This is a genomic window from Nocardia sp. NPDC004711, assembly GCF_053601595.1.
On the sequence record NZ_JBSGCB010000065.1, the window covers coordinates 25,940 to 47,233 of the forward strand.

A 21,294-nucleotide genomic window follows, 5' to 3' on the forward strand; every position below is an offset into this window, starting at 1 on the left:
TCGTCACTGCGCCGTGTGATGAGCGACGTGGAAGCCGCGGGTGCTGATGGCATCGGCAGAGTCGAAGAAGGGCATCAAGGCCAGGGCGAACTCCTGGCGCTGGGGTGAATTCTGCCAGGCCGCACAGGCATCGGCGTCGGCCCACAGGGCGGTGACGACGATCGCGCCCGGCTCGTCCGTGGGAATCAGAACCTGCGCCGCGAGGGCGCCCGAGGCTTCGAGGATGCCCAGCGAGCGATAGCGCTCGACCAGCTCGTCACGACGGCCGGGCGAGGTGCGTAGCGACAGTGAGGTGAACTTCATGGAACAATCATTGCACACATCCATTCTGTGCATCTATTGTTGCATTCAACTTGGCTATTACCGGAAGGAAACCGAGCATGAGTGCCCCCAATCCCGATCGCCTGTTGATCACGAACGCTCATCTGCTGCATCCCGAAGACGGTGAGCTGAGCGATGTTTCATGGCTGGAGGTCGCCGACGGGCGCATCGCGGGCCATGGCACCGGGCGCCCGCCGACGGCGTCCGAGGACGAGCCGGTGCTCGATGTCGCCGGGGCGACAGTGCTGCCGGGTCTGATCGACGCACACGTGCATCTGCTGTTGACCACCTTCGACCCGAAGGAAGCGGCCGGCTGGACCCCCGGGTACGCCACTGTCCGGGCCTTGAAGGAAGCCGAGCGCATGCTCCGACGCGGATTCACCACCGTCCGCGACGTCGGCGGCGCCGATTACGGGATGGCCCGGGCCATCGAGGAAGGGCTCGCTGCGGGTCCGCGTTTGATCTACGGCGGGAAGGCCCTGTCACAAACGGGTGGGCATGGGGACATCCGCCCACTGGGTGACGACGCGATGCCCTGTTGCCAGAGTCGTCCCGCCTTCGCCCGCATCGCCGACGGTGCCGACGAGGTGCGCGCCGCCGCGCGTGACGAATTCCGCAAGGGCGCTTCGCATCTGAAGATACTGGTCAGCGGCGGCGTCGCCTCACCGCACGACGAGGTATCGGCGGTCCAGTACACCGAAGAGGAGATCCGTGCGGCAGTCATCGAGGCCGAGCAACACAATCGCTATGCCACCGCGCACGCTTACCACCCGCGCAGCGTCAACCGGGCGCTGCGGGCGGGCGTCCGCTGCGTGGAACACGGAAACCTGATCGACGACGAAACCATCAGCCTGCTGCTCGAACACGACGCCTTCCTGGTCCCCACGCTGGTGACCTACGACCAGATGGCCCAGTTCGGCAAGGCGGCCGGAATGCCCGAACAGTCGTACAAGAAGATCGCCGATGTCCACGCAGCGGCCATGTCCGCGCTCGAACGGGCCCACACCGCAGGGGTCAACCTGGTCTTCGGCACCGATCTGCTCGGCCCGCTGCACAGCGCACAGCTGCAGGAATTCGCCCTGCGCGCCGAAATTCAGCCGGCGGCCGACATTCTCCGCGCGGCCACCACCACCGCTGCCCGGCTGCTGCGCATGGAAGGCGACATCGGCACCCTCGACGTCGGAGCCCACGCCGACCTGCTCGTCGTCGACGGCGATCCGCTCGACGATATCCGCGTGCTCACCCGGCCTGAGCAGACCCTGCGCCATGTCATCAAGGCCGGGACCGTGATTTGAGTTGTCGCACAAGCCGGTAGAACCGTGAACACCCGGAAGAGAGAGCGGCTGCGCGGTGCAGATTCGAAAGCCGCGCGGTCCTTGCCGCGGGTGGCGGTGCGCGTGCGGAGGGGGCGGATGTGGCAACCCCGTGCCGCAGCCCCCTCTCCTCCGCGGGTACTCGACTTGGCGCTGCGCATCGGGACCGCACTGTTGGGCGGTGGGGCGAGTTGCAGGGAAGTCGAGGCCGCGATGCGCGCGGTCACCAGCGCATACCGCTTGAACGGCAGCGTCCCGAACGTCACCTTCTCCATGATCAGCCTGTCGTACCAGCCATCGGTGGACATGGCGCCGCTGGCGGCGGATCGATCGGTGCTGGATCGCGGCTCGCACTACACCCGGGTGGATGCCGTCGAGCGTCTCACCGCGCGCATTGTCGACGGTCTGCCACCGCACGCGGCAGCGGAGCAGCTGGCCGCGATCGAGTACGCGCCCGGCCCATACCGGCAGTGGGTGCTGTCCGTAGCGACCGCGCTGGTCTCGGCTTTCGCGGCGGTCATGGTGGGCGGCGGCTGGTGGGTGCTCCTCGGCGCGCTCGGCGGAGGTCTGGTCGGCGAGCGCGCCGCGGCCGCCGTAGCCCGGACCGGGGCTGCGCCGTTCTACCAGCTCGGCGCCGCGGCCGTAGCGGCAGCCGGAATCGGTGTCGCCGCGAGCACGGTGACCGACCCGTCTCACGCGGGCGCCATGATCACCGGCGCGCTCTTCGCGCAATTCCCCGGCCGCTCGCTCGTGCTGGCGATCAACGACGGCTTGGCCGGCTACTTCCTGACCGCCGGCGCACGCCTGCTCGAGGCATTCTTCCTGCTGACCGCCATCGTCTGCGGGGTGACCGCGACCCTGTACATCGGCCGCCTGGCCGGGGCCGGACCGACCGTGCAGGACACCATCTTCAGCCGGGCTCCCGCTGCCGGCTGGGCACTCGTGCTGACAGCCGGGGCGCTGACCGCAGCCTTCGCTGTCATTCACGAGGTTCCTCCGCGGGCGATAGCAGCGGCCACGACCACCGGTCTGGCGTGCTTCACGACCTACCATCTCCTCGTCGTCGCGCACCTGGCCCCCGTGGCCGCGACGGCCGTGGCGGCGATACTGATCGGGATCTTCAGCGGACTCGGAGCCCGCGTGCTGGGCAGCAGCACCCTGCTGCTACTGGTGCCCGCCCTCGCTCCCCTGCTCCCCGGCCGCTCGCTCTATCTCGGGCTGCTCGCTCTCAGCGAGGGGCGTTTCGCAAGCGGCGGACCACAATTGGCCCTGGCAATCGCCCTCGGCCTCACGCTGGCAGTGGGCACCGACATGGGCCTGCAGATCGTCGGCCGCCCCGACTCTGCCACCGGCACTCTCGAGCGACCAGCCGAACCGGTCCGAACGCGCACTACGACTGAGAAATTGGCGGGACACGGGCTGTTGCAAATTAGGCGCGGATTTCAGCCGTGACCTGAGTCACATGTCTACGTGGACCGCTGTCGACCGATCATGCAGGGCCGCAGGTCATTTGCCTCCCGACGTGACGTCACAATCGCCGACCCGGCGCATTTTGCAACAGCCCGGAAACTGCTGTTCAGCACTGGATCGGGCGGGAATGCACCGGTCGACCGGACCTCGGCATCTCGGCGTGTTCATGACACCGAAGTGATTTGAGCGCGTTGGCCTCGGATCCGCGCCGGACGAAAGCCGCCGACTGAATCGCGCACCCAGCCAGGGCTTTCGCCGTGCGGTCAGTTCGTCAGCGCTGCCAGATACCGCTGTCGATGAAATTCGTCCACACGTCGGCGGGGAACGCCAGGATCGGACCCCGGCCGTTGTCCTTCGTGTCGCGGACCAGCGTGACAGTTGAGTCGTGCCGAACCTCGACGCAGGCCGACCCATGCTCCGATCTGCTCGACTTGTACCACGCGCCGACTGCTGGTCCCCTCACGCCGCATACTCCTTCGCGTACCGCATCACCAGGTCCCTGGTCTCGTGCTCAGTCAACGCTACCTCTCGAAGGGCCAAAATGGTCCTGTCATAGTTGCGGACCACATCGTCGCGCTCGTGATAGACCCCACCCAAGCCGTGAGCACCCTCTACGTAGACGACCGGAGGATCCACAAAACCGTTCTGCAGCTTCGGAAATTCGAGCATCGTGAACGATTGCGCAGTCAGTCCTCGATGTGCGCCGGACTCGAACGTGACGACCCGTATGCTGATGTTCGGGCGTTGCCCCACCTCAGCCAACCAGCTCAACTGCGCCGACATGGCAGGCGCGCCAGCGGGCCGATGGCGTAGAACCGCCTCCGACAGTAGGACATTGAGCTGGAATTCGTCCTCGTCGATCCTGGCTTGACGCCGAGCGGTGAGCTCGATTCGACGTTCCAGATCGACAGCCGACAGGTCCGGTCCGTCGATCCGGATCACCCCCCTGCGGTAGTCGGATGTTTGCAGAAGTCCTGGCACCAGGATCATTTGGTGCGCCGTTATCCGTCGCGCCGATGTCTCGAGCCGCAGGTAGTGCGGAAAGTGGGCCTCGTACTGGTCGGCATACGGTCGCCAGAACCCCTTCGAATTGCCCTGCAGCTGCGCCGCCTTCGCCTGTTCCCTGACCTCGTCCCAGAGCGAGAGAGCCTCCGCCTGAATCTCTTCCGTCGCGCCGTAGAACGCCAGAAGGTCTCTGAGCTGGGATGTGGCGATCTTGGTCGCTAGGCCGTCCTCCATCCGCAGCAAGGTCTGCCGCGACACTTCGATCTCCAGACCCGCCGCCAATGCGGTCTTTCCAGCCCCTTCACGAATCCGACGAAGGAATCTGCCGAATGCCCTGCGGGAGACCGTAGCTCCGTTCATTTCGTTAGCCTCGCTATTCGGGTTGGCACCTTTTGGGCCTGCACAAATTGAGCTTCCACAAGTCTTCGCGACATGGCTATTGTGCGCGTTCCAAACGCGCAAGACTAGGTGTGCACAGAAAGCGTCCAGCGAGAACTAGGAGCCATAATGCCTTGGGATGCTTGGGCTTTGATGCTCTTGACACTGGCTGAGGCAATGGTCTTCATTGCGTGCCTCGCCGGGGATAATAGAAATTCCGGTCGGTACGGAAAAAGAGATCGTGGCCGACATCGGCGTGGGCGAAAGGGAAATGGCGGGCGTCGGGAGGTGGATGGGTCGTGGATATGTACGAACGGCTGGAAGGCTGCGACGTCAGGGACGGGGAACCGGCGATGACGTCAACCGAGGCAATGGAATCGCTTGTGTTGCATCAGGATTGCCTCACCGCGATGTGTGAGCGAAAGATGGCGGCGCGGCAGATCATCAAGACCGACGCGGAAAAGATCGAGTCCGCGAAGGTCATTCGGTTTCCGGCGAGTCGAATGGAGCCGGGTTGTGGCACGTGTGATCCGTAATCGGCATCGGGCACCCTATCGGCGGCCCGCCACGCTCGCCGAGGCGAAGAGCGGACTCGATCGGCATCGGGCGTGCGTGGACGACTGTGCGGCGAAAAGGTCCTATGAGCGCGCCGTCCAGGAGATGGTTCGCGGGCCTGGTCTCGGCTGGAACATCTGGCGAGCGGACGCCGGCCAGGCTCGGTGAAAAAAAGTGGCGCATCACCGGACGGTGATGCGCCACTTACAGTTTCGCGACAGCGATGTCAGCCGCGGATCTTGGCCGCGACCGAGGCCACGGCGGTCTCGGCCGGGAGTTCCTCGGCGGTGCCGGCGAAGCGGTCGCGGAGTTCGATCTTGCCCTCGGCCCAGCCGCGACCGACGACCACGATGTAGGGCATGCCGAGGAGCTCGGCATCCTTGAACTTCACGCCCGGGGAGGCGGTGCGGTCGTCGAGCAGGACCTCGAAGCCGAGGGAATCGAGTTCGGCGGCAACCTGTTCGGCGCCGGCGCGGGCGCCCTCGTCCTTGTTCGCGATGACGACGTGGACGTCGAACGGGGCGACCTCGCGAGGCCAGCGCAGGCCCTTGTCGTCGTGCATCTGCTCGGCGAGCACGGCGACCATGCGGGACACGCCGACGCCGTAGGAGCCCATGGTGAGACGGACCGGCTTGCCGTTCTCGCCCAGCACGTCGACCGCGAAGGCGTCGGTGTACTTCTGGCCGAGCTGGAAGATGTGGCCGATCTCGATGCCGCGGGCAGCCTCCAGGACACCGCGGCCGTCGGGCGAGGGATCGCCGTCGCGAACCTCGGCGGCCTCGATGGTGCCGTCGGGGGTGAAGTCGCGTCCGGAGACCAGGCCGACGTAGTGCTTGCCCTGCTCGTCGGCGCCGGTGATCCAGGCGGTGCCGGAGACCACGCGCGGGTCGACAAGGTAGCGGACGCCGTTGGCCTGCAGCGCCTTCGGGCCGATGTAGCCCTTCACCAGGAACGGGTTGGCCTTGAAGTCGGTCTCGTCGAGCAATTCCACCTCGGCCGGCTCGACGGACGCCCCGAGGCGCTTGTCGTCGACCTCACGGTCGCCGGGGATGCCGACGCCGAGGATCTCGGTCTTGCCGTCGGGGTAGCGCAGCTTGACCATGACGTTCTTGAGGGTGTCGGCGGCGGTCGCCTCGCGGCCCAGCACGTTGGCGGTGTTGGCCCAGTCGACCAGCGTCGCGATGGTCGGCGTGTTGGGGGTGTCGTGGACGACGGCGTCGGACTGGCCCTCGAGCGGGATCGCCGGGGGCGCGGTGGTGATCACGGCCTCCACGTTTGCGGCGTAACCGGATTCGCGGCAGATGACGTAGGTGTCCTCGCCGACGGGGCTGTCGGCCAGGAACTCCTCCGACGCCGAGCCGCCCATGGCGCCGGAGGTGGCGGCCACGATGACGTACTTGACGCCGAGGCGGTCGAAGATCTTCTGGTAGGCCTCGCGGTGGGCGTTGTAGCTGTTCTTCAGCCCGTCCTCGTCGAGGTCGAAGGAGTACGAGTCCTTCATGATGAACTCGCGCCCGCGCAGGATGCCCGCGCGCGGGCGGCCTTCGTCGCGGTACTTGGTCTGGATCTGGTACAGCGTGACCGGCAGATCCTTGTAGGAGCTGTACTCGCCCTTCACGGTGAGGGCGAACAGCTCCTCGTGGGTGGGGCCGAGCAGGTAGTCCTGGCCCTTGCGGTCCTTGAGCCGGAACAGGCCGTCGCCGTACTCGGTCCAGCGGTTGGTGGTTTCGTACGGTTCGCGCGGCAGCAGCGCCGGCAGCGAGATCTCCTGGGCCCCGATGGCGTTCATCTCCGACCGGACGACATCCTCGACCTTGCGCAGCGTGCGCAGGCCGAGCGGCAGCCACGAGTAGACGCCTGGCGCGATGCGACGCACGTAACCGGCACGCACCAGCAGCTTGTGGCTGGGTACCTCGGCGTCGGCGGGGTCGTCGCGCAGGGTGCGCAGGAACAGGTGGGAGAGACGGGTGATCACGGCTCAACACAGTAGCCGCTGCTCGCGCACAGTTCACAAGGCATTACCGTGTTGGCTCGTGCTGGTGCTGCTGCCTCCCTCAGAAACCAAGTCCGACGGTGGTTCGGGCGGTCCTCTGGACCTGGATTCCCTCGCGATGCCGCAGCTCACAGCGGTGCGCGACAAACTCGTCACCGAGTTGATCGCGCTGGCCGCCGATCCCGATGCCGCGCGTGCCGCGCTGGCACTGGGTAAGGGGGCTGACGCGGAGATCGCGCGCAATGCCGCGCTGCGCACCTCCGCCACCCGCCCGGCCCTGGACCGATACACAGGTGTGCTGTACGACGCACTCGACGCGGCCCGGTTCACCAAGGCCCAGCGCGCCAAGGCCGAGGCCCGCCTGGGCATCGGCTCGGCGCTGTTCGGGGTGATCCGCGCGGGCGATCCGATTCCGGCCTACCGGCTTTCGGGCGGGTCGAAGCTGCCGGGTCTGCCGACGTTGCAGTCGCTGTGGAAGGCGGTGCTGCCGGCGGCGCTGCGCGCGGAGGCGGCCGGGCACCTGGTGGTGGATCTGCGGTCGGGCACCTACCAGAATCTGGGCCGGGTTCCGGGAGCGGTCACCGCGACGGTGCTGACCGAGCGTCCGGACGGGAAGCGAACCGTGGTGAGCCACTTCAACAAACACCACAAGGGACTGCTGGCGCGGGCGCTGGTGCTGTCGCGGTCGGAGCCGTCGGATATCGATGGGCTGGCCCGGGTGGCCGAGAAGTCCGGACTGCGCACCGAGGTCGCCTCGCCGACCGAGCTGCTCATCATCACCTCCTGAGCACACCGATCCCGTAGGGAACTTGGCTCGGCCGCGGCGGTCCCGCTGGCTAGAGTGGCCTGGTGGAACCCAAAGACCTGGATCCGGAAGTGCTCGAACTGGCGAGCAAGATCTTCGATCTGGCCCGCAGCGGCGATGCCGCCACCCTGGGCGCGTACCTCGACGCCGGGGTGCCCGTGAACCTGACCAACGACAATGGCGACACGCTGCTCATGCTGGCCGCCTACTATTCACACCCGGAGGCGGTGAACGCCCTGCTGGAACGCAAGGCGGACCCCAACTTCGGCAACGACAAGGGCCAGACCCCGCTCTCGGGCGCGGTGTTCAAGGGCTCGGACGAGATCGTCCACGCCCTGCTCGCGGCCGGGGCCGATCCGAACGCGGGCAGCCCGTCCGCGCGCGACGCGGCCGAGATGTTCGGGCAGACCAAGTATCTGGCGCTGTTCGACAAGTAGGGTGAGCCGGCCAACTCTCGTAACTCTCGAGGGTTTCGCCCCCGAACCCCCTGAGAGGCTCTCGTAGCTCTCAGAGGCTTCGGCCCCGAACCTCCTGAGAGGCACTAGGTCCGGCCTGCGGACGAGATCGCCACGCAGGCCGGACTTTTCGCGTGTCCGGCCGGTTACTGCGTCCGCTGGTAGGTGCGGAAGGCCGACAGCGCCCAGCGGAAGGCGAGCGCTGCCAGGGCGGTCAGGTAGCCGAGGTGGGCGGCGACGAAGCCCGCATCGGCGGTGCCCGCGAGGCCGGTACGGCCGATGTCTACCGCCCAGGTCACCGGGTTGAACTTGGAGATGCCCTGGACCCAGCCCGGCATGAGGGAGGTGGCCATCATGCCCGAGGACAGGAAGGTCAGGGGCAGGATGATGAGCTGGGACATGCCGATCAGGGCGATCTGGCTGCGGGAGATCAGGGCCAGGGCCACCGAGCCCGCGCAGAAGACGGCCGCCAGCAGGGTGGCCGCGATCAGCGCCAGCGCGATGCCGGTCACGCCGCCGGGATAGCGTGCGCCGCCGGCGAATCCGATGAGCAGGACCAGCGCGGACTGGACCAGGCCGATGGTGAGCTGCACGCCGAGCTGGCCGGCCACCACCGCGCTGCGCGAGATCGGTGCGGTGAGCACCTGATTCATCACGCCGTTGTCGATGTCCTCGATGTATCCGGTGCCCGCCCAGACGCCCGAGTAGAGCACGGTCATCATGAGCACGCCGGGCGCCAGGAAGGTGATGTAGTTGGCCGCCCCGAATCCCGGGATGTCGCCGACGGATTTGAAGACCTGCCCGAACAGCAGGATCCACACGATCGGCTGCAGCAGCGCCGCGAACACGCCCCAGGATTCCCGCAGGGTGTTCACCATCCAGCGCCGGAAGATCTGCCCGGCCGCCACCGGCCAAGTGGCCGTGTGGTTTTCGCGGGTGAGGGGCAGGTCGTAGGTGAGCGTGGTCATGCCGCCACCTCCGCCCGGTCGCGGTTGTTGTCGGCCCGGTAGGAGCGGCCCGCATAGTGCAGGTACACATCGTCGAGTGAAGGCCTGGAGATGGAGACCGCGCCGAAACCGATGGCGGCGGCGTCGAATTCGGAGATGACCCGGCCGACGATGCCGGAGGGGTCGTCGGTGCGGGCGATGAGCCTGCCGTTGGGCCCGTCCTGCTCGACGACGATATCCCGCAGTGCCGGAATGGATTCCCCGACCGCGCGCACGGCGGCCACATCCGGTGCGATGAGTTCGACGGTGAGGGTGTCGCCGTCGAGGGTCGACTTCAGTTGCGCCGGTGTGCCTTCGATCACCGCGCGCCCGTGATCGATGATGACCAGGCGATCGGCCAGCTCATCGGCCTCCTCCAGATAGTGGGTGGTGAGCACCACGGTGAGGGCCGCCTCGGTGGACAATCGCCGGATCTCCGACCACATCTCGGCCCGGGCCTGCGGGTCCAGGCCGGTGGTCGGCTCGTCCAGGAACAGCACCGACGGCGTGTGCACCAGTCCGACGGCGACGTCGAGCTTGCGCCGCATGCCACCGGAGAGCTTGGACACCTTGCGGTTTCGCGCCTCGGTGAGCTGGAATTGATCGAGCAGGCCGTCGGCCCGGGTCACCGCGTCGTGGCGGGTCAGGCCGTGCAGACGCGCGGCCATGACCAGATTCTCGAAGGGCGTCTGGCGCGGGTCGGCGCCCGAGCCCTGTGAGACGTAGCCGATGCGATGCCGGATGGCGGCCGCGTCGGTGGTGACATCGAATCCGGCCACCCGCGCGGTCCCGGAATCGGCCCGCGACAGGGTGGTGCAGATCTTGGTGGTGGTGGACTTGCCCGCCCCGTTGGGGCCGAGCATGCCGTAGACGGTGCCGGCGGCAATGCCGAAGCTCAGGCCGTCGAGGGCCCGTACATCGGGCTTGCGGCGGCCGCCGGGATAGGTTTTGACCAGGTCGTGCACCTCGACCGCGGCCGAGGGCATGGGTGTGACGGACATGGCTGTTCGTTCCTCGTCAGGTGTGGGGAACGACCACGGGACCGGTGGATATGCTGGAAATGCGGTTCGAGCATCCGGCGGTTTGCCGTCGGTCGTTCGGATTCGGCGACGGCTCGGGTGTTGGCGCACCCGGGCCGTCGTTGTTGCCGGGCCGATTGCCCGGCTCAGGTCGGCGGTGTCGGCAACCCCCATTCCTCGAGCAGCTTGTCGCCGATGTCCGGGGGCACCCGGCCGGCGGGGTATCGGGCGACCAGGTCGGCCATGGTGCGCCAGCCTTCGATGCCGCCCAGGTCATCGGACTCGATGCGGGCGGCCAGGGCGGCGGTGAAGTCGCGGTCGGCGGTGAGCATGTGCATCTCGTAGTTGCCCTCGATGAGCAGCACCTCGGGCAGCCAGGAGACGACGGCGTCGGTGGCGGCGCGGATCTCGGCAATCTGCTTGTCCAGCACCGTGACTCGCCGCCGCAGCAGGGCCGCGGCCTCGTCGGGTCCGAGCGCGGGCAGGAACGACAGCGCGGCCATGAACCGCGGGTATTCCTTCTCGGGTTCGGATATCCAGGCGCGCAACCAGTCCCGCATCTCGACGACGCCGTCGGGGGTGATGCGGTACACGGTCCGCGCGGGCCGGTTGCCGTCCTGTTCAGCGCCGACGACCTCGATGAAACCCTGGTTCAGCAGTGATTCGACCACCGGGTACAACGCGCCGTAATTGATCCGCACGCTGCCGTCCTTGCCGCGCTGCTTGAGGGTCTGCGAGATCTGATACGGGTGCATCGGCCGCTCCCAGAGCTGCACGAGTACGGCCAGCGCCAGCGGATTGACCCGGCGGAACGCCCGCTTCCCGGCCATACTCACCCCCGGCTACTCTGGTCAGAGTATTTGCTTACTCTGGCCAGAGTACTCCCCTGCCGACGGCCCAGCAAGGACGAAATGCGGGGCGAGCAGGAAATGCCGGACATGCCGTGCTAAATTGGTCGCACGTCCAATAGTTGACGCGTTCATCTATTTCTCATTCAATTTCGCCTCACCGGTTACTCGCCGGTAATCCCCCGCGCGATGCATAACCCGTGACGGATTTTCTTCGAAGTACCACTACCACCCGCCGAACGGTCCTCGCCGGAGCGGGAGCCCTCGCGGTCGGCGCGGCCCTCGGATCGACGGCCCCACGTGCCTCCGCCGCCCCGCTGCCCGCGCCCGCGGATTCCGGGATCGACCACATCGTCGTGGTGATGATGGAGAATCGCTCGTTCGACCACTACCTGGGCTGGCTGCCCGGAGCGAACGGCAGGCAGGCCGGGTTGACCTTCACCGACCGTAATGGATTGGCACACAACACCTTCCACCTGGCGACCACGCAGGGCTGCCAATACAACGATCCCGACCACTCCTTCGAGGGCGGCCGCGTCGAGTACAACGACGGCAAGTGCGACGGCTGGCTGCGCGCCGGAACCAACGACGAATTCTCGATCGGCTATTACGAGCAGGGCGATCTCGGCTTCTACGGAAATGCCGCGCCGACGTGGACCGTGTGCGACAACTACTTCTCGGCGATCATGGCCGAAACCTATCCGAATCGCTTCTATCAGCATGCCGCGCAAACGGACCGCATTCACAATTCGACGACCATTTCGACCCTGCCGACCATCTGGGATCGCCTGGCGGCGGCCGGTATTCAGGGCCGCTACTACTTCTACGACACACCGTTCCTGGCGCTGTGGGGCAGCAAGTACCTGTCCATCTCGCGCCCGTTCGCGACCTTCCTGTCCGATTGCGCGGCCGGGACGCTGCCCGCGGTCTCCTTCGTCGATCCCAAGTTCCTCGACGAGGACACCGGCACCTCGGCCGACGATCATCCGCACGCCGATATCCGTGCCGGACAGGCGTTCCTGAACCAGGTCTATCAGGCCGTCACCAACAGCCCCGCCTGGTCGCGCACCCTGCTGATCATCAACTACGACGAATGGGGCGGCTTCTTCGACCACGTGCCGCCGCAGGTCGCGCCGGATGCCAGCCCGGACTGGGGGCTGCGCGGATTCCGGGTGCCGTGCCTGGTGATCTCCCCGCTGGCGCGGCGCGGGCACGTGGCCCACGAGGTCTACGACCACACCTCGGTGCTCAAGGCGATCGAATGGCGATGGGGGCTCCCGTCCCTCACCCCGCGCGACGCCGCCGCCCGCAATATCGCCGAGGTGCTCGACTTCGGCAGCGCCCCGAATCTCGCTGTGCCGCAATGGAATGTGCCGCCCGCGCCGCCGGGGGTGTGCGCCCCGGCCGTGGTCGCCGACTTCGAGCAGTGGAATACCCTGCGCGCCGTGGCCGCATCGACGGGATGGAGTCTGTGATGCGCCGGCTCGGCCAACTCATCGTGGTGCTGGTGTTCACGATCGCCGCGCTGGCCGTCGGCTACGGCCCGCATGCGACCGCGGATCCCGGCGCGCCGCACATCTTCGTGATCCAGCTGGAGAACAAGGGGTACGACGAGACCTGGGGACCGGCGTCGGCCGCACCGTATCTGAGCCAGACCCTGCGGTCGGAGGGGGTGCTGCTGAGCCAGTACTACGGCATCGGGCACAACAGTCTGGACAACTACATCGCCCAGCTGTCCGGTCAGGGACCGAATGCCGAGACGCAGGCCGACTGCCAGATCTACAGCGACTTCGCGGGCGCCGGAACGGTTCCGCCCGGCCAGGCGGTCGGTCAGGGCTGCGTGTACCCCGCGTCGGTGCCGACGCTCGCCGGGCAGCTGACGGGGGCCGGCCGCAGCTGGAAGGGCTATATGGAGGATATGGGCACGCCCTGCCGCCATCCCGCCCTGAACAGCCAGGACACCACCCAGAAGGCGACCGTCGCGAGCCAGTACGCGGCCCGGCACAACCCGTTCGTCTACTTCCACCAGATCATCGACTCGCCCGCCTGCCAGCAGCAGGTGGTCGATCTCGGTGCGCTGAAGAGTGATCTGGCACAGGCGGATACGACGCCGAACTTCGCCTACATCACCCCGAATCTGTGCGACGACGGGCACGACTCCCCCTGTGTCACGGGCGCCCCGGGCGGGCTGGTGTCGGCGGATCTCTGGCTGCGCGAATGGGTTCCGGTGATCAGCTCGGCCCCGGCCTTCCAGCAGAACGGGATACTGATCATCACCTTCGACGAATCCGATGGGCCGCAACAGGATTCCTCGGCGTGCTGTGGCGAGGGCCCCGGCCCGAACAGTCCTCTGCCGGGTATCGCCGGCCTGGGCGGCGGCCGGGTCGGCGCCCTGGTCATCTCACCCAAGTCGGTGACGCCGGGCACCTTCAGTGACACGCCGTACAACCACTATTCGCTGCTGGCGAGCATCGAGGATCGATTCGGCCTGCCGTATCTGGGCTATGCCGCCGCACCGGGTCTGCCGCGCTTCGGAACCGACGTGTTCAACCGGAGGAACTGACGCGGCCGCCGGCCGGGGTGCTGCCGAGCAGGGGCGGGCAGCACCCCGGCCGTTGCGCTACTGCTGCGCGGTATGTCCCGGCAGCACGCAGACCGCATCGAGGCCGAGCACGTGGTTGAGGCGGCCGAAGGCCAGCCAGGAGCCGAGACACATGGACAATTCGACGATCTCGGCGTCGGAGTAGAGCGTCTTCATCCGCTCGAAGAACTCGTCGTCGAGGTTGTGGTGGTCGAGGGCGTAGCGCTCGGCGTACTCGGCGGCCATCCGGGTGCGGTCGTCGAAGGATTCGGTGGTGCGCCACTGGGTCACGTCGTCGGCGAAGGACTCCTCGACCTTCTCGCCATTGCGATCGGTGCGCCAGTCCAAGCAGAACAGGCAGCCGTTGATCTGGGCGATGCGCAACCGCGCGGCCTCGAATTCGCGCAGGCCCAGGGTGCTGTGCGAGTAGACGGCGAGGGAGAAGTTGGAGGCCGCCACGCCGATGCCGGGCACCATTTCGCCCCACACGTAGCCGATGGGGTCCTTGCCCGCGGGAATGTCGATGATCATGCCGATGGGTTCCTTCCGAGAGTGCCGAACGGCAGCGGGACGTCGAGGGCGTCGTAGAGGCCGGGCTCGGCGTCGGCCAGCCACGGGATGGCGTTCACCAATCTGCCGACGGCGGTGGCGTTTCCGCCCGCGGAGTGATTGCCGTCCTCGTCGGTGGCCTGCACGGTGATCTCGATGCGCGGGCGGCCCTCGATGAGCACGCGGTGCGCACCGGCGCCGCTGGGCGGGTGCGGCCAGTCGGGGGCGCAGCTGGCGTGGATGCGGGTGATGTGCTCGATGACGATGCGCGGGCTGCCGTCGACGATGCCCTGCACCTCGAAGCGCACCGCGCCCTGGGTGCCCGCCTCGAATTTGCCCATGCGCTCGGTCTCGACGGTCTCGTCCAGCGCGCGCCGCTCGACTACCTCGCGAATGTCGGTGAGCGCCACGCCCAGTCCGCGCGCGATCATCCGAATCTGCCCGCCCCAGACCATGGTCGGGATGGTGGGCGCGAGCATGGGCGGCTGATAATCCAGGGGCTGGCCCATGCCGACCAGGTAGCGCACCGAGTCGGGCTGGTCGTAGGTGGAGTAGTCGAAGATCTCCTGGCACCGCAGCACATCCACGCTGCTGCCGAGGCCGCTCATGAGCAGCGGCAGGACGTCGTTGCCCCAGCCGGGGTCGATGCCGGAGACGAACAGGGCGCCGCCGCCCTCCGCGATGGCCGCAGATACCCGGTCCTGCAGTTCGATCGGGGCGCTGCGGTGGTCGTAGAGCGCGTAGAGCGCGGGCGTGACCACCACGGCCCCGGTGCGCAGGGCGCGTTCGATGTCGGCGAGGGCATCGTCGGGACGGATGTCGCCGGACGCGGCGTAGACGATGGCGCGGGGTCCGGCCGCGAGCGCGGCGTCGACATCGGCGGTCGCCGCGACCCCCACCGCGGTGTCCAGCCCGGCCAGGTCACCGGCGTCGCGGCCGACCTTGGCCGGGTTGTGGACCAGAACGCCGGTCAGCTCCAGACCCGGATGTGCCGCGACGGCCCGGATGGCGGCACGGCCGACATTGCCCGTACCCCAGACCAGGGTGGAAATCATGCCCGAAACGTAGCAAATGCTTGCTAGGTAGATGTCCGATTCGGCTACATTGCGGTATGGATTTTGCAGCTCTCGAATCGATTCGCGCACTCAAGTATCGCTACCTGCGCACGCTGGATCTGAAGCAGTGGGACGAGTTCGGGGACACGCTCTGCGCGGACATCGTCGGGTCCTACGGATCGCCGTCGGGCGGACTGCCGGCCCAGTTCACCAGCCGCGACCAGATCGTGGATTTCATGCGCGGCGCGCTCAGCGGGAACATCATCACCGTGCACGTCGCCAACCATCCGGAAATCACGGTCGACGGCGATACCGCTTCCGGCAGTTGGTGTCTGGAGGACACCGTGATCGCCGCGGACTACGGCCTGCTGATCCGCGGAGCGGCCTACTACCACGACACCTACCGCCGCGAGGACGGCGTCTGGCGCATCGCGAGCACCGGCTACCAGCGCATCTACGAATCCAAGATGTCCACCGACGCGCTGCCCGGCTACGCCCTCACCGCCAACCGCTGGGCCCCGGCCGCCGAGCCCCAGCAGGGCTGACGTAGTCCGCGCCGGGCGAGCGCGCGGCATCGTCCCGAGCCGGGGCATCGTCTGCCGGAGGCGATCAGTGTCCGGCCGACAGGCTCGAGGAGCCGCTCGGCAGGGCGATCTTCGGCAGCCGGAGATTCGCGTCCGGAACGCCGGTGCCGTTCGGGTCGAGCAGGCCGCCCTGCTCGGCGTAGGCGCTCTCACCCGGCGCCGCCTGCAGGGTGCTGAGGTACTTCCACAGGCCGCCCGCGAGCGTGCCGCCACCTACCAGCAGGGTCCCGGCCAGACCGCCTGCACCCGCGAAGGCCGCGAGCGCGGCGGGCGCGGTGGCCAGGCAGACGGGGCCGACCACCAGGCAGGAACCGAAGCCGATCACCGCCCCGACCAGCAGGCCGATAACAGTGCCGCCAACGGTTCCGGCCAGCGTGGCCGTCGTCATCTTCCCGGCCAGCTCGCCGAGCGCGAGTTGGTTCTCCAACGGGGAAGCCACCGGCTGGGCCGCGGCCCGGACCGCTGGATCGGGGGTGAGTGTCAGCCGGTGTCCGTCCGCCGAGATCTGTTGGCCGAGGGCGTATTCGCGACCGTCGAGCTCGAATGTCAGTGGCAGATCGGCCAACTGCCGGCCGGTGCCGTCCTGGACCGTCACCGACCGCTGGTCCGATGACAGTACGAAGCCGCCGACCTCGATGGTCGAGATCACGGATTCGGGGGTGACGCTCGCCCGCCACTGCGGATCTGTGCCGGTTCCCGCGGCCGCCGGAACCGCCGCCACGCTCACGGCGACCACCGCGAGCGATGCGAAGGCGGTGGCGAATACTGTTGTGCTGATTCGCATCTGGTTCTTCACCCTCCGTAATTCGCGCCGGTCGCGTACTGGCCGTACTGGCTGCTGCCCGGTGCCGCGTTGAGGGTGGTGACGTAGTTGTAGGCGGCGACGGCGGCACTGGGCCCGCCCGCGAGCACCAGCCCGGTCAGTCCCCCGACCGCACCGGCCACTGTGACGATGGGCAGCACCGCCACGACACAGCCGAGGCTGAGCACCAGACACGACGCACCCGCGACCGCGAGCCCGATCCCGACGCCGGCCACTGCCCCGACGGCGGTGCCGATCAGACTGCCGACCGAGGTGCTGATGCTGACCGCGTTGATGAGATCGTTCATCGCCAACTGGTTCTCGACCGGCGAGGCCACCGGCCGCACCGATGCCCGGACCAGCCCGGTGACATCCGGGACCAGGGTCAGAGTGCGCGCGTCGACCGAGATCTCCGGCCGGATCGGTAGCTGTCGGCCGTCGACTTCGGCGGCCAGCGGCAGGGCGTCGAGCGCCTGTCCGAGCCCATCGCGCACAGTCACCGACCGTTGATCGGCGGCGAGCCCGAAAGTGCCGTCCTGTAGCGTTACGACCACCGAATCTCCCACCGCGGCAGCGTGATAGGAGATGACCGGAGCGGTCGTGTCCGGCGCTGCCGCTGCGGTCGCGGCGCTGACGGCGACGCTCGCGGCAGCGGAAAACGCTGTCAGCGCCAGGGTGTGAAATTTCATGGCGAGTTCCTCATCGCAAAGCAAGTTGTCACGTGTGCTCGGCTTCCGGGCGACCACCGGGTTCGATGCGCCGGAAGTCCGATGGATCAGAAGGGGCGGGGCGGCAGCGGCTTGATGAGCGGAGCGAGCAGCTCCCCCGAACGCTCGACAGTGAGGACCTCCACGGGATCCAGCGCGATGATCTCGCGCTGGGATTCGTCGATCTCCCACACGTCCTCGCCGACCAGCCGGCCCTGGTCGTCGTAGGGCCAGATCATGTGCTCTACGTTCTTGACGAGATAGGTCGCGTCCGGGTCGACATCGGCTCCGCCCGCAGCGAGGATCGCACCGGGTGTCTGCTGGTAGATCGCCGCGGTCGAGCAGATCATGTTGTCGCCCACCGCAAGCTTCTCGTCCTCGGCATAGAAGATGCACTGGCCGGTACCGCTCCACTCGCTGTAGACGGCCTGCACCGCCTCGGCGCCATCGAGGACGGTGTTGATTCCGAAAACGTTGAAGTGGTAGACGGGATGCCCGACAGTCATGTCCGGGGTGAAGATGTCCTTCCATCGTCCGGCCATCTCCAGATTGCGATGCCGGTCGTAGGCCTGCAGCAGGTATCGGTGCCGCGGGTTGTCCGTGGTCTCGATCAAGCGCCGCACGGCGATGTTGGTCATGGTGATGTCGAATCGGTTCACGATGGTTCCTTCTCTTTCTGTCAACGCGGGGCGGATTGTCAGTGCGTGGCCGTGATTCCGGGTGGGTTCCAGGTGCCGTCGACGATCGTCGTGTCGGGCCAGTACAAGCGCAGTACCAGGTTGAAGTCGCCCGAAACCGGAGCCGGCAGCCAGTTGGATTCCCTTGCCGCGCCGGGATTTTCGCGCTGGATGTAGAGGTCCAGCGAGCCGTCGGGGTTCTTGTGCAGCTGCTCGCCACGTACCGCGTACCGATTGATGGGGTTGGCGATGAAGAAACCCTTGTCGTTGTACATGGTCAGCGACCAGAACGCGCGCACCGGCGGAATCTGATCGGGGGGGAAATGCAGAACGTAGTTCCGGTCGGAGTTCAGCTGTGCGGCGGTCGCATCGGTGCGGGTGTTCGGGTAGATCGCATCCTCGGGCAGGTTCGCGCCGAGCCCGCCGTGCGCGATATTGGAGCGCCGCTCGTAATCGGTCCCGTAGGTGCCCATCCCCGTGCGTGCGACGTTCCAGCCGTTGACCGGTTTACCGACAAGATCGATCTCGATCTTCGACAGCGCCTTCGGCCACGCGTCCTGCCACGCTCCGCGGTCGGGCTCCGGCAGTTGGCTCAGGTCCAGCTTCTTGTCCGGTGTCCACCCGGCTTCGGCCAACCGGTCGAGCAGGCCCTTGTCCTCCGGCCGCGGCTGATTGTGCGACAGGCTCGAGTAGTACAGGTCCCAGTACTGCTGCGGGGTGAGGTGGTGAATGTAGGCGGCGACCTCCTGACCGGTGGGCCAGTCCGGGTGCAGGTCGGTGTTGTCCGGTGGTGTGTAGGCGGTGCCGTAGGCACTCAGAGGCACGGCCGTCAGCTGCCGTTGGATCGCGGCGACCGCGGGAAGGTCATCGGGTCCATTGACCTGAATCCGGCCGATGACCCAGCCGCCGTCGGTCGGCATCTTGTACTCGCGCACCCCTGCCGGGAGGGTGCCGTGCCAGCTCGGGCCGGTGATCGCGAACTGATATCCATGGCCCGCGCCGAGAGTGCGGGTGCCCGGCGACGCCTGCACATTGGTCCACATGTCCAGGATCGGGAACAGGTGGTAGCGATCACCCATGTCCGGAACGCTGACCACCAGCGGCTCCTTGGACACGTCGTAGAACATCGACGAATACAGGGTGTCGACATTCGGGCGCACGACGGCGGTGAACGATGCGTCGGGCAGAAACGCCATATTGGCGAACTGGTTCATCGGTGCCGCGGTGCGCCCGTTCGGGCGTGGCAGGTTTGTCAGCTGCCGGCGCGTGACCTCCATCGTCACCAGCGGATAGGTGTAGACGTAGGCGTTGACCGCCGCGTCCTCCTTCGCGGCTTCGCTCGGCGATGAACTCTTCGAACACGCCGTCAGCGCGACCGCGAGCATCAGCGCTGCGGCAAGTGCCGCCGCGACCTTGCCTCGACGGGATCTGGAACTCAAGGATCCTCCTGGATAGACACGAACAAGAGCGGACGGGCCTTGTACGGATCGCACAACATGCCTCCGCCGCTCAACGGATCCCCAATTCACCGCGAATATGGGTGTGAACTGGCCTTATTCCGCTTCGGTGAAGAAACTACCAACCGTGGTGTGACGGCAACCACTGTCAAATGGTCAATGTCGATTCGAATAATTGACCATTTGGATAGTTCTTGGCACCATCTGGCCATGCACACACTCCCGGGCGGCGACGAGATCCAGGCGACGGTCCAAGCCGTCGCCGGCGAAATGCTCCCCCGGTGCCCCGCACTCGCCGAAGACGCCGCACACCTCATTGCGGACCGTGTCGGTGAAATTCGCCGGGCCGGCGTCGAGGACATCGTGCTCGCGACATGCCGGGCGAACACCCTGGTCGCGTTCGACTATCTGGCCCGGGGCGTGCCGCTGGAGATGTTCATGCCCTCGGCGGAGGTCATCGAACGCACTCGCATGCTGGTGCAGCGTGGGCTGCCGTTGACCGCGGTGATCCGCGGCTACCGCATCGGTGCGAACCTGATGACCGAACAGTGGTCGGATGCGGTCTATGCCTACGGGCCCAATGATCGCCGATCAGTGGAGGTCGCCAAAGCGGGCACCTCGTACATCCTGTCGTGCCTCGATCTGATGACCGAACGGATATCGGAGGAGTACCGCAACAAAGACGAGCGGCTCGCACGTGAACGCTCGCTCTCCCATCTCGAAGATGTGCGCCGCGTGCTCTCCGGCTCGGACACCGACGTCGACAATGCGACATACCGACTGGGATACCGGCTTTCGGGACGGCACACGGCAATCGTGTTGCGCGCCTTGACCAACGATGCGGACGCGGGCGCGTCGCTCGACGTGGCAGTCCGGGAACTGGGCCGGGCGACCCGGACACCGGGGCTGACCGTTCGTGTCGACATCCGCACCATGTGGTGCTGGCTGCCGAGCCCTGCGGATGATCACCTGCGCATCCCGTCGCCCTCGGTGCCGGTCCTGGTCGCAATAGGCAATCCGGCCAACGGTCTCAACGGGTTCCGCCACAGCCACAGAGAAGCCCTCGACGCACTGCGTGTCTCGGAGATGATCGCCCCTTCCACCGCCACGGTCACCAACTACCGCGACGTCGACATCGCAGCCATGTGCTCGATCGTCCCGGAGCGATGCCACGAGTTCGTCAGCTCCGAACTCGGCACATTGGCGAGCAACGACCGCACGACCCGGCGCATCCGCGAAACCCTGAGGGCGTTCTACGCCGCCAACAGCAACTTTCGTGCGACTGCCGCAAATCTCGGCATCCACCACAACACCGTCCGATACCGCCTCGAACAAGCGGAACTCGCCATCGGCAGACCGGTTGGCGAGCGCCGCTTGGCCCTCGAGCTCGCACTCCACCTCGCACATGCCATCGGGATCGTCGACGACGAAATCCCCCGGACCGGCATCCGATGACGTAGCGGTCGGACCCTCTCCAGAGCAACCTATCGCGCGTAGCCTCCGTCTATTGTGGCGGCGAATCGGCAATGACGAGACGGCGTCGCCGCGGCAATATCAGCGCGGGGACGACCGCGACGGCACCGATAGCGAGTGTCCACCAGTATGTTTGGGCGAACGCGTGGGTCAATTCCCGGGTTAATACTGCAACTGCACTCGCGTGATTCGTTGCTGGTAGACCTGTCGGGTGGTGTTGGATCATGCTGTGGCCGAACTGGATTCGTTGATCGCGAGGAT

The 21,294-nt window shown here is 66.9% G+C and carries 23 protein-coding genes; 9 read left to right on the forward strand and 14 right to left on the reverse strand.

What is annotated here, in order from left to right; translation table 11 throughout:
• Positions 1-3: 3 nt before the first annotated feature.
• The gene (locus ACWEKS_RS41340) at positions 4-303 is read right to left on the reverse strand and encodes an antibiotic biosynthesis monooxygenase (RefSeq protein WP_452345172.1); all 300 of its coding nucleotides are present in this window, start codon (positions 301-303) and stop codon (positions 4-6) included.
• A gap of 77 nt (positions 304-380) precedes the next feature.
• Between ACWEKS_RS41340 and ACWEKS_RS41345 the strand changes: the two genes are divergently transcribed.
• Together ACWEKS_RS41345 and ACWEKS_RS41350 are read left to right on the forward strand one after the other, a co-directional pair.
• A complete protein-coding gene (locus ACWEKS_RS41345; RefSeq protein WP_452345173.1) occupies positions 381-1,616 on the forward strand; it encodes an amidohydrolase family protein in 1,236 nt (411 codons plus the stop codon).
• A gap of 117 nt (positions 1,617-1,733) precedes the next feature.
• Positions 1,734-3,086 (forward strand): threonine/serine ThrE exporter family protein, encoded by a 1,353-nt coding sequence (locus ACWEKS_RS41350; RefSeq protein ID WP_452345174.1) that lies wholly within the window; start codon positions 1,734-1,736, stop codon positions 3,084-3,086.
• A gap of 289 nt (positions 3,087-3,375) precedes the next feature.
• On the opposite strand, the gene ACWEKS_RS41355 is transcribed toward ACWEKS_RS41350, so the two are convergent.
• Both ACWEKS_RS41355 and ACWEKS_RS41360 read right to left on the reverse strand, forming a co-directional pair.
• The gene (locus tag ACWEKS_RS41355; protein WP_452345175.1) at positions 3,376-3,567 is read right to left on the reverse strand and encodes a DUF397 domain-containing protein; all 192 of its coding nucleotides are present in this window, start codon (positions 3,565-3,567) and stop codon (positions 3,376-3,378) included.
• On the reverse strand, positions 3,564-4,469 hold the full coding sequence (locus ACWEKS_RS41360; RefSeq protein WP_452345176.1) for a helix-turn-helix domain-containing protein: 906 nt from the start codon (positions 4,467-4,469) through the stop codon (positions 3,564-3,566). The genes ACWEKS_RS41355 and ACWEKS_RS41360 overlap by 4 nt, the downstream gene beginning before the upstream one ends.
• A 317-nt stretch (positions 4,470-4,786) precedes the next feature.
• Here ACWEKS_RS41360 and ACWEKS_RS41365 point away from each other — a divergent pair, with 317 nt between their 5' ends.
• Positions 4,787-5,023 carry a hypothetical protein gene (locus ACWEKS_RS41365; protein ID WP_452345177.1) on the forward strand — a complete coding sequence of 79 codons (237 nt, stop codon included), beginning with the start codon at positions 4,787-4,789 and terminating at the stop codon, positions 5,021-5,023.
• A 245-nt stretch (positions 5,024-5,268) separates the two neighbouring features.
• On the opposite strand, the gene ACWEKS_RS41370 is transcribed toward ACWEKS_RS41365, so the two are convergent.
• On the reverse strand, positions 5,269-7,017 hold the full coding sequence (locus tag ACWEKS_RS41370; RefSeq protein WP_452345178.1) for a proline--tRNA ligase: 1,749 nt from the start codon (positions 7,015-7,017) through the stop codon (positions 5,269-5,271).
• 58 nt (positions 7,018-7,075) lie between these two features.
• Between ACWEKS_RS41370 and yaaA the strand changes: the two genes are divergently transcribed.
• Complete coding sequence (gene yaaA, locus ACWEKS_RS41375) at positions 7,076-7,822, forward strand: peroxide stress protein YaaA (protein ID WP_452345179.1); 747 nt, start codon at positions 7,076-7,078, stop codon at positions 7,820-7,822.
• A gap of 62 nt (positions 7,823-7,884) precedes the next feature.
• The gene (locus tag ACWEKS_RS41380) at positions 7,885-8,277 is read left to right on the forward strand and encodes an ankyrin repeat domain-containing protein (RefSeq protein WP_354850838.1); all 393 of its coding nucleotides are present in this window, start codon (positions 7,885-7,887) and stop codon (positions 8,275-8,277) included.
• A 164-nt stretch (positions 8,278-8,441) separates the two neighbouring features.
• Here ACWEKS_RS41380 and ACWEKS_RS41385 read toward each other — a convergent pair whose 3' ends face one another.
• The 3 genes from ACWEKS_RS41385 to ACWEKS_RS41395 all read right to left on the reverse strand — a co-directional run bounded on the left by ACWEKS_RS41385 (position 8,442) and on the right by ACWEKS_RS41395 (position 11,130).
• Positions 8,442-9,263 carry an ABC transporter permease gene (locus tag ACWEKS_RS41385; RefSeq protein WP_452345180.1) on the reverse strand — a complete coding sequence of 274 codons (822 nt, stop codon included), beginning with the start codon at positions 9,261-9,263 and terminating at the stop codon, positions 8,442-8,444.
• A complete protein-coding gene (locus tag ACWEKS_RS41390) occupies positions 9,260-10,282 on the reverse strand; it encodes an ABC transporter ATP-binding protein (protein WP_452345181.1) in 1,023 nt (340 codons plus the stop codon). Before ACWEKS_RS41390 ends, ACWEKS_RS41385 begins: the two co-directional genes overlap by 4 nt.
• 164 nt (positions 10,283-10,446) lie before the next feature.
• Positions 10,447-11,130 carry a PadR family transcriptional regulator gene (locus ACWEKS_RS41395; protein ID WP_379384158.1) on the reverse strand — a complete coding sequence of 228 codons (684 nt, stop codon included), beginning with the start codon at positions 11,128-11,130 and terminating at the stop codon, positions 10,447-10,449.
• Between the two features lie 218 nt (positions 11,131-11,348).
• On the opposite strand from ACWEKS_RS41395, the gene ACWEKS_RS41400 reads away from it, so the two are divergent.
• Positions 11,349-12,623 (forward strand): alkaline phosphatase family protein, encoded by a 1,275-nt coding sequence (locus tag ACWEKS_RS41400; RefSeq protein ID WP_452345182.1) that lies wholly within the window; start codon positions 11,349-11,351, stop codon positions 12,621-12,623.
• Positions 12,623-13,711, forward strand: coding sequence for an alkaline phosphatase family protein (locus ACWEKS_RS41405; protein ID WP_452345183.1), 1,089 nt, complete (start codon positions 12,623-12,625; stop codon positions 13,709-13,711). Before ACWEKS_RS41400 ends, ACWEKS_RS41405 begins: the two co-directional genes overlap by 1 nt.
• 57 nt (positions 13,712-13,768) lie before the next feature.
• On the opposite strand, the gene ACWEKS_RS41410 is transcribed toward ACWEKS_RS41405, so the two are convergent.
• Positions 13,769-14,260: a carboxymuconolactone decarboxylase family protein gene (locus tag ACWEKS_RS41410; RefSeq protein WP_452345184.1), complete on the reverse strand. Its 492-nt coding sequence runs from the start codon at positions 14,258-14,260 to the stop codon at positions 13,769-13,771.
• On the reverse strand, positions 14,257-15,333 hold the full coding sequence (locus ACWEKS_RS41415; RefSeq protein WP_452345185.1) for an NAD(P)H-dependent amine dehydrogenase family protein: 1,077 nt from the start codon (positions 15,331-15,333) through the stop codon (positions 14,257-14,259). The genes ACWEKS_RS41410 and ACWEKS_RS41415 overlap by 4 nt, the downstream gene beginning before the upstream one ends.
• 56 nt (positions 15,334-15,389) lie before the next feature.
• Here ACWEKS_RS41415 and ACWEKS_RS41420 point away from each other — a divergent pair, with 56 nt between their 5' ends.
• Entirely contained in the window at positions 15,390-15,878 is a 489-nt protein-coding gene (locus ACWEKS_RS41420; protein WP_354850854.1) for a nuclear transport factor 2 family protein, read from the forward strand.
• 64 nt (positions 15,879-15,942) lie between these two features.
• Here ACWEKS_RS41420 and ACWEKS_RS41425 read toward each other — a convergent pair whose 3' ends face one another.
• The 4 genes from ACWEKS_RS41425 to ACWEKS_RS41440 all read right to left on the reverse strand — a co-directional run bounded on the left by ACWEKS_RS41425 (position 15,943) and on the right by ACWEKS_RS41440 (position 19,542).
• Positions 15,943-16,701 carry a hypothetical protein gene (locus ACWEKS_RS41425; RefSeq protein ID WP_452345186.1) on the reverse strand — a complete coding sequence of 253 codons (759 nt, stop codon included), beginning with the start codon at positions 16,699-16,701 and terminating at the stop codon, positions 15,943-15,945.
• Positions 16,702-16,709: 8 nt separating this feature from the next.
• Positions 16,710-17,408: a hypothetical protein gene (locus ACWEKS_RS41430; RefSeq protein ID WP_452345187.1), complete on the reverse strand. Its 699-nt coding sequence runs from the start codon at positions 17,406-17,408 to the stop codon at positions 16,710-16,712.
• 86 nt (positions 17,409-17,494) lie between these two features.
• On the reverse strand, positions 17,495-18,085 hold the full coding sequence (locus ACWEKS_RS41435; protein WP_452345188.1) for a hypothetical protein: 591 nt from the start codon (positions 18,083-18,085) through the stop codon (positions 17,495-17,497).
• A 38-nt stretch (positions 18,086-18,123) separates the two neighbouring features.
• Complete coding sequence (locus ACWEKS_RS41440) at positions 18,124-19,542, reverse strand: DUF1254 domain-containing protein (protein ID WP_452345189.1); 1,419 nt, start codon at positions 19,540-19,542, stop codon at positions 18,124-18,126.
• A gap of 228 nt (positions 19,543-19,770) precedes the next feature.
• On the opposite strand from ACWEKS_RS41440, the gene ACWEKS_RS41445 reads away from it, so the two are divergent.
• Complete coding sequence (locus ACWEKS_RS41445; protein ID WP_452345190.1) at positions 19,771-21,015, forward strand: PucR family transcriptional regulator; 1,245 nt, start codon at positions 19,771-19,773, stop codon at positions 21,013-21,015.
• A gap of 49 nt (positions 21,016-21,064) precedes the next feature.
• Here the strand turns inward: ACWEKS_RS41445 and ACWEKS_RS41450 are convergent.
• A partial coding sequence (locus ACWEKS_RS41450) for a hypothetical protein (RefSeq protein WP_452345191.1) occupies positions 21,065-21,294 on the reverse strand: 230 nt, incomplete at its 5' end.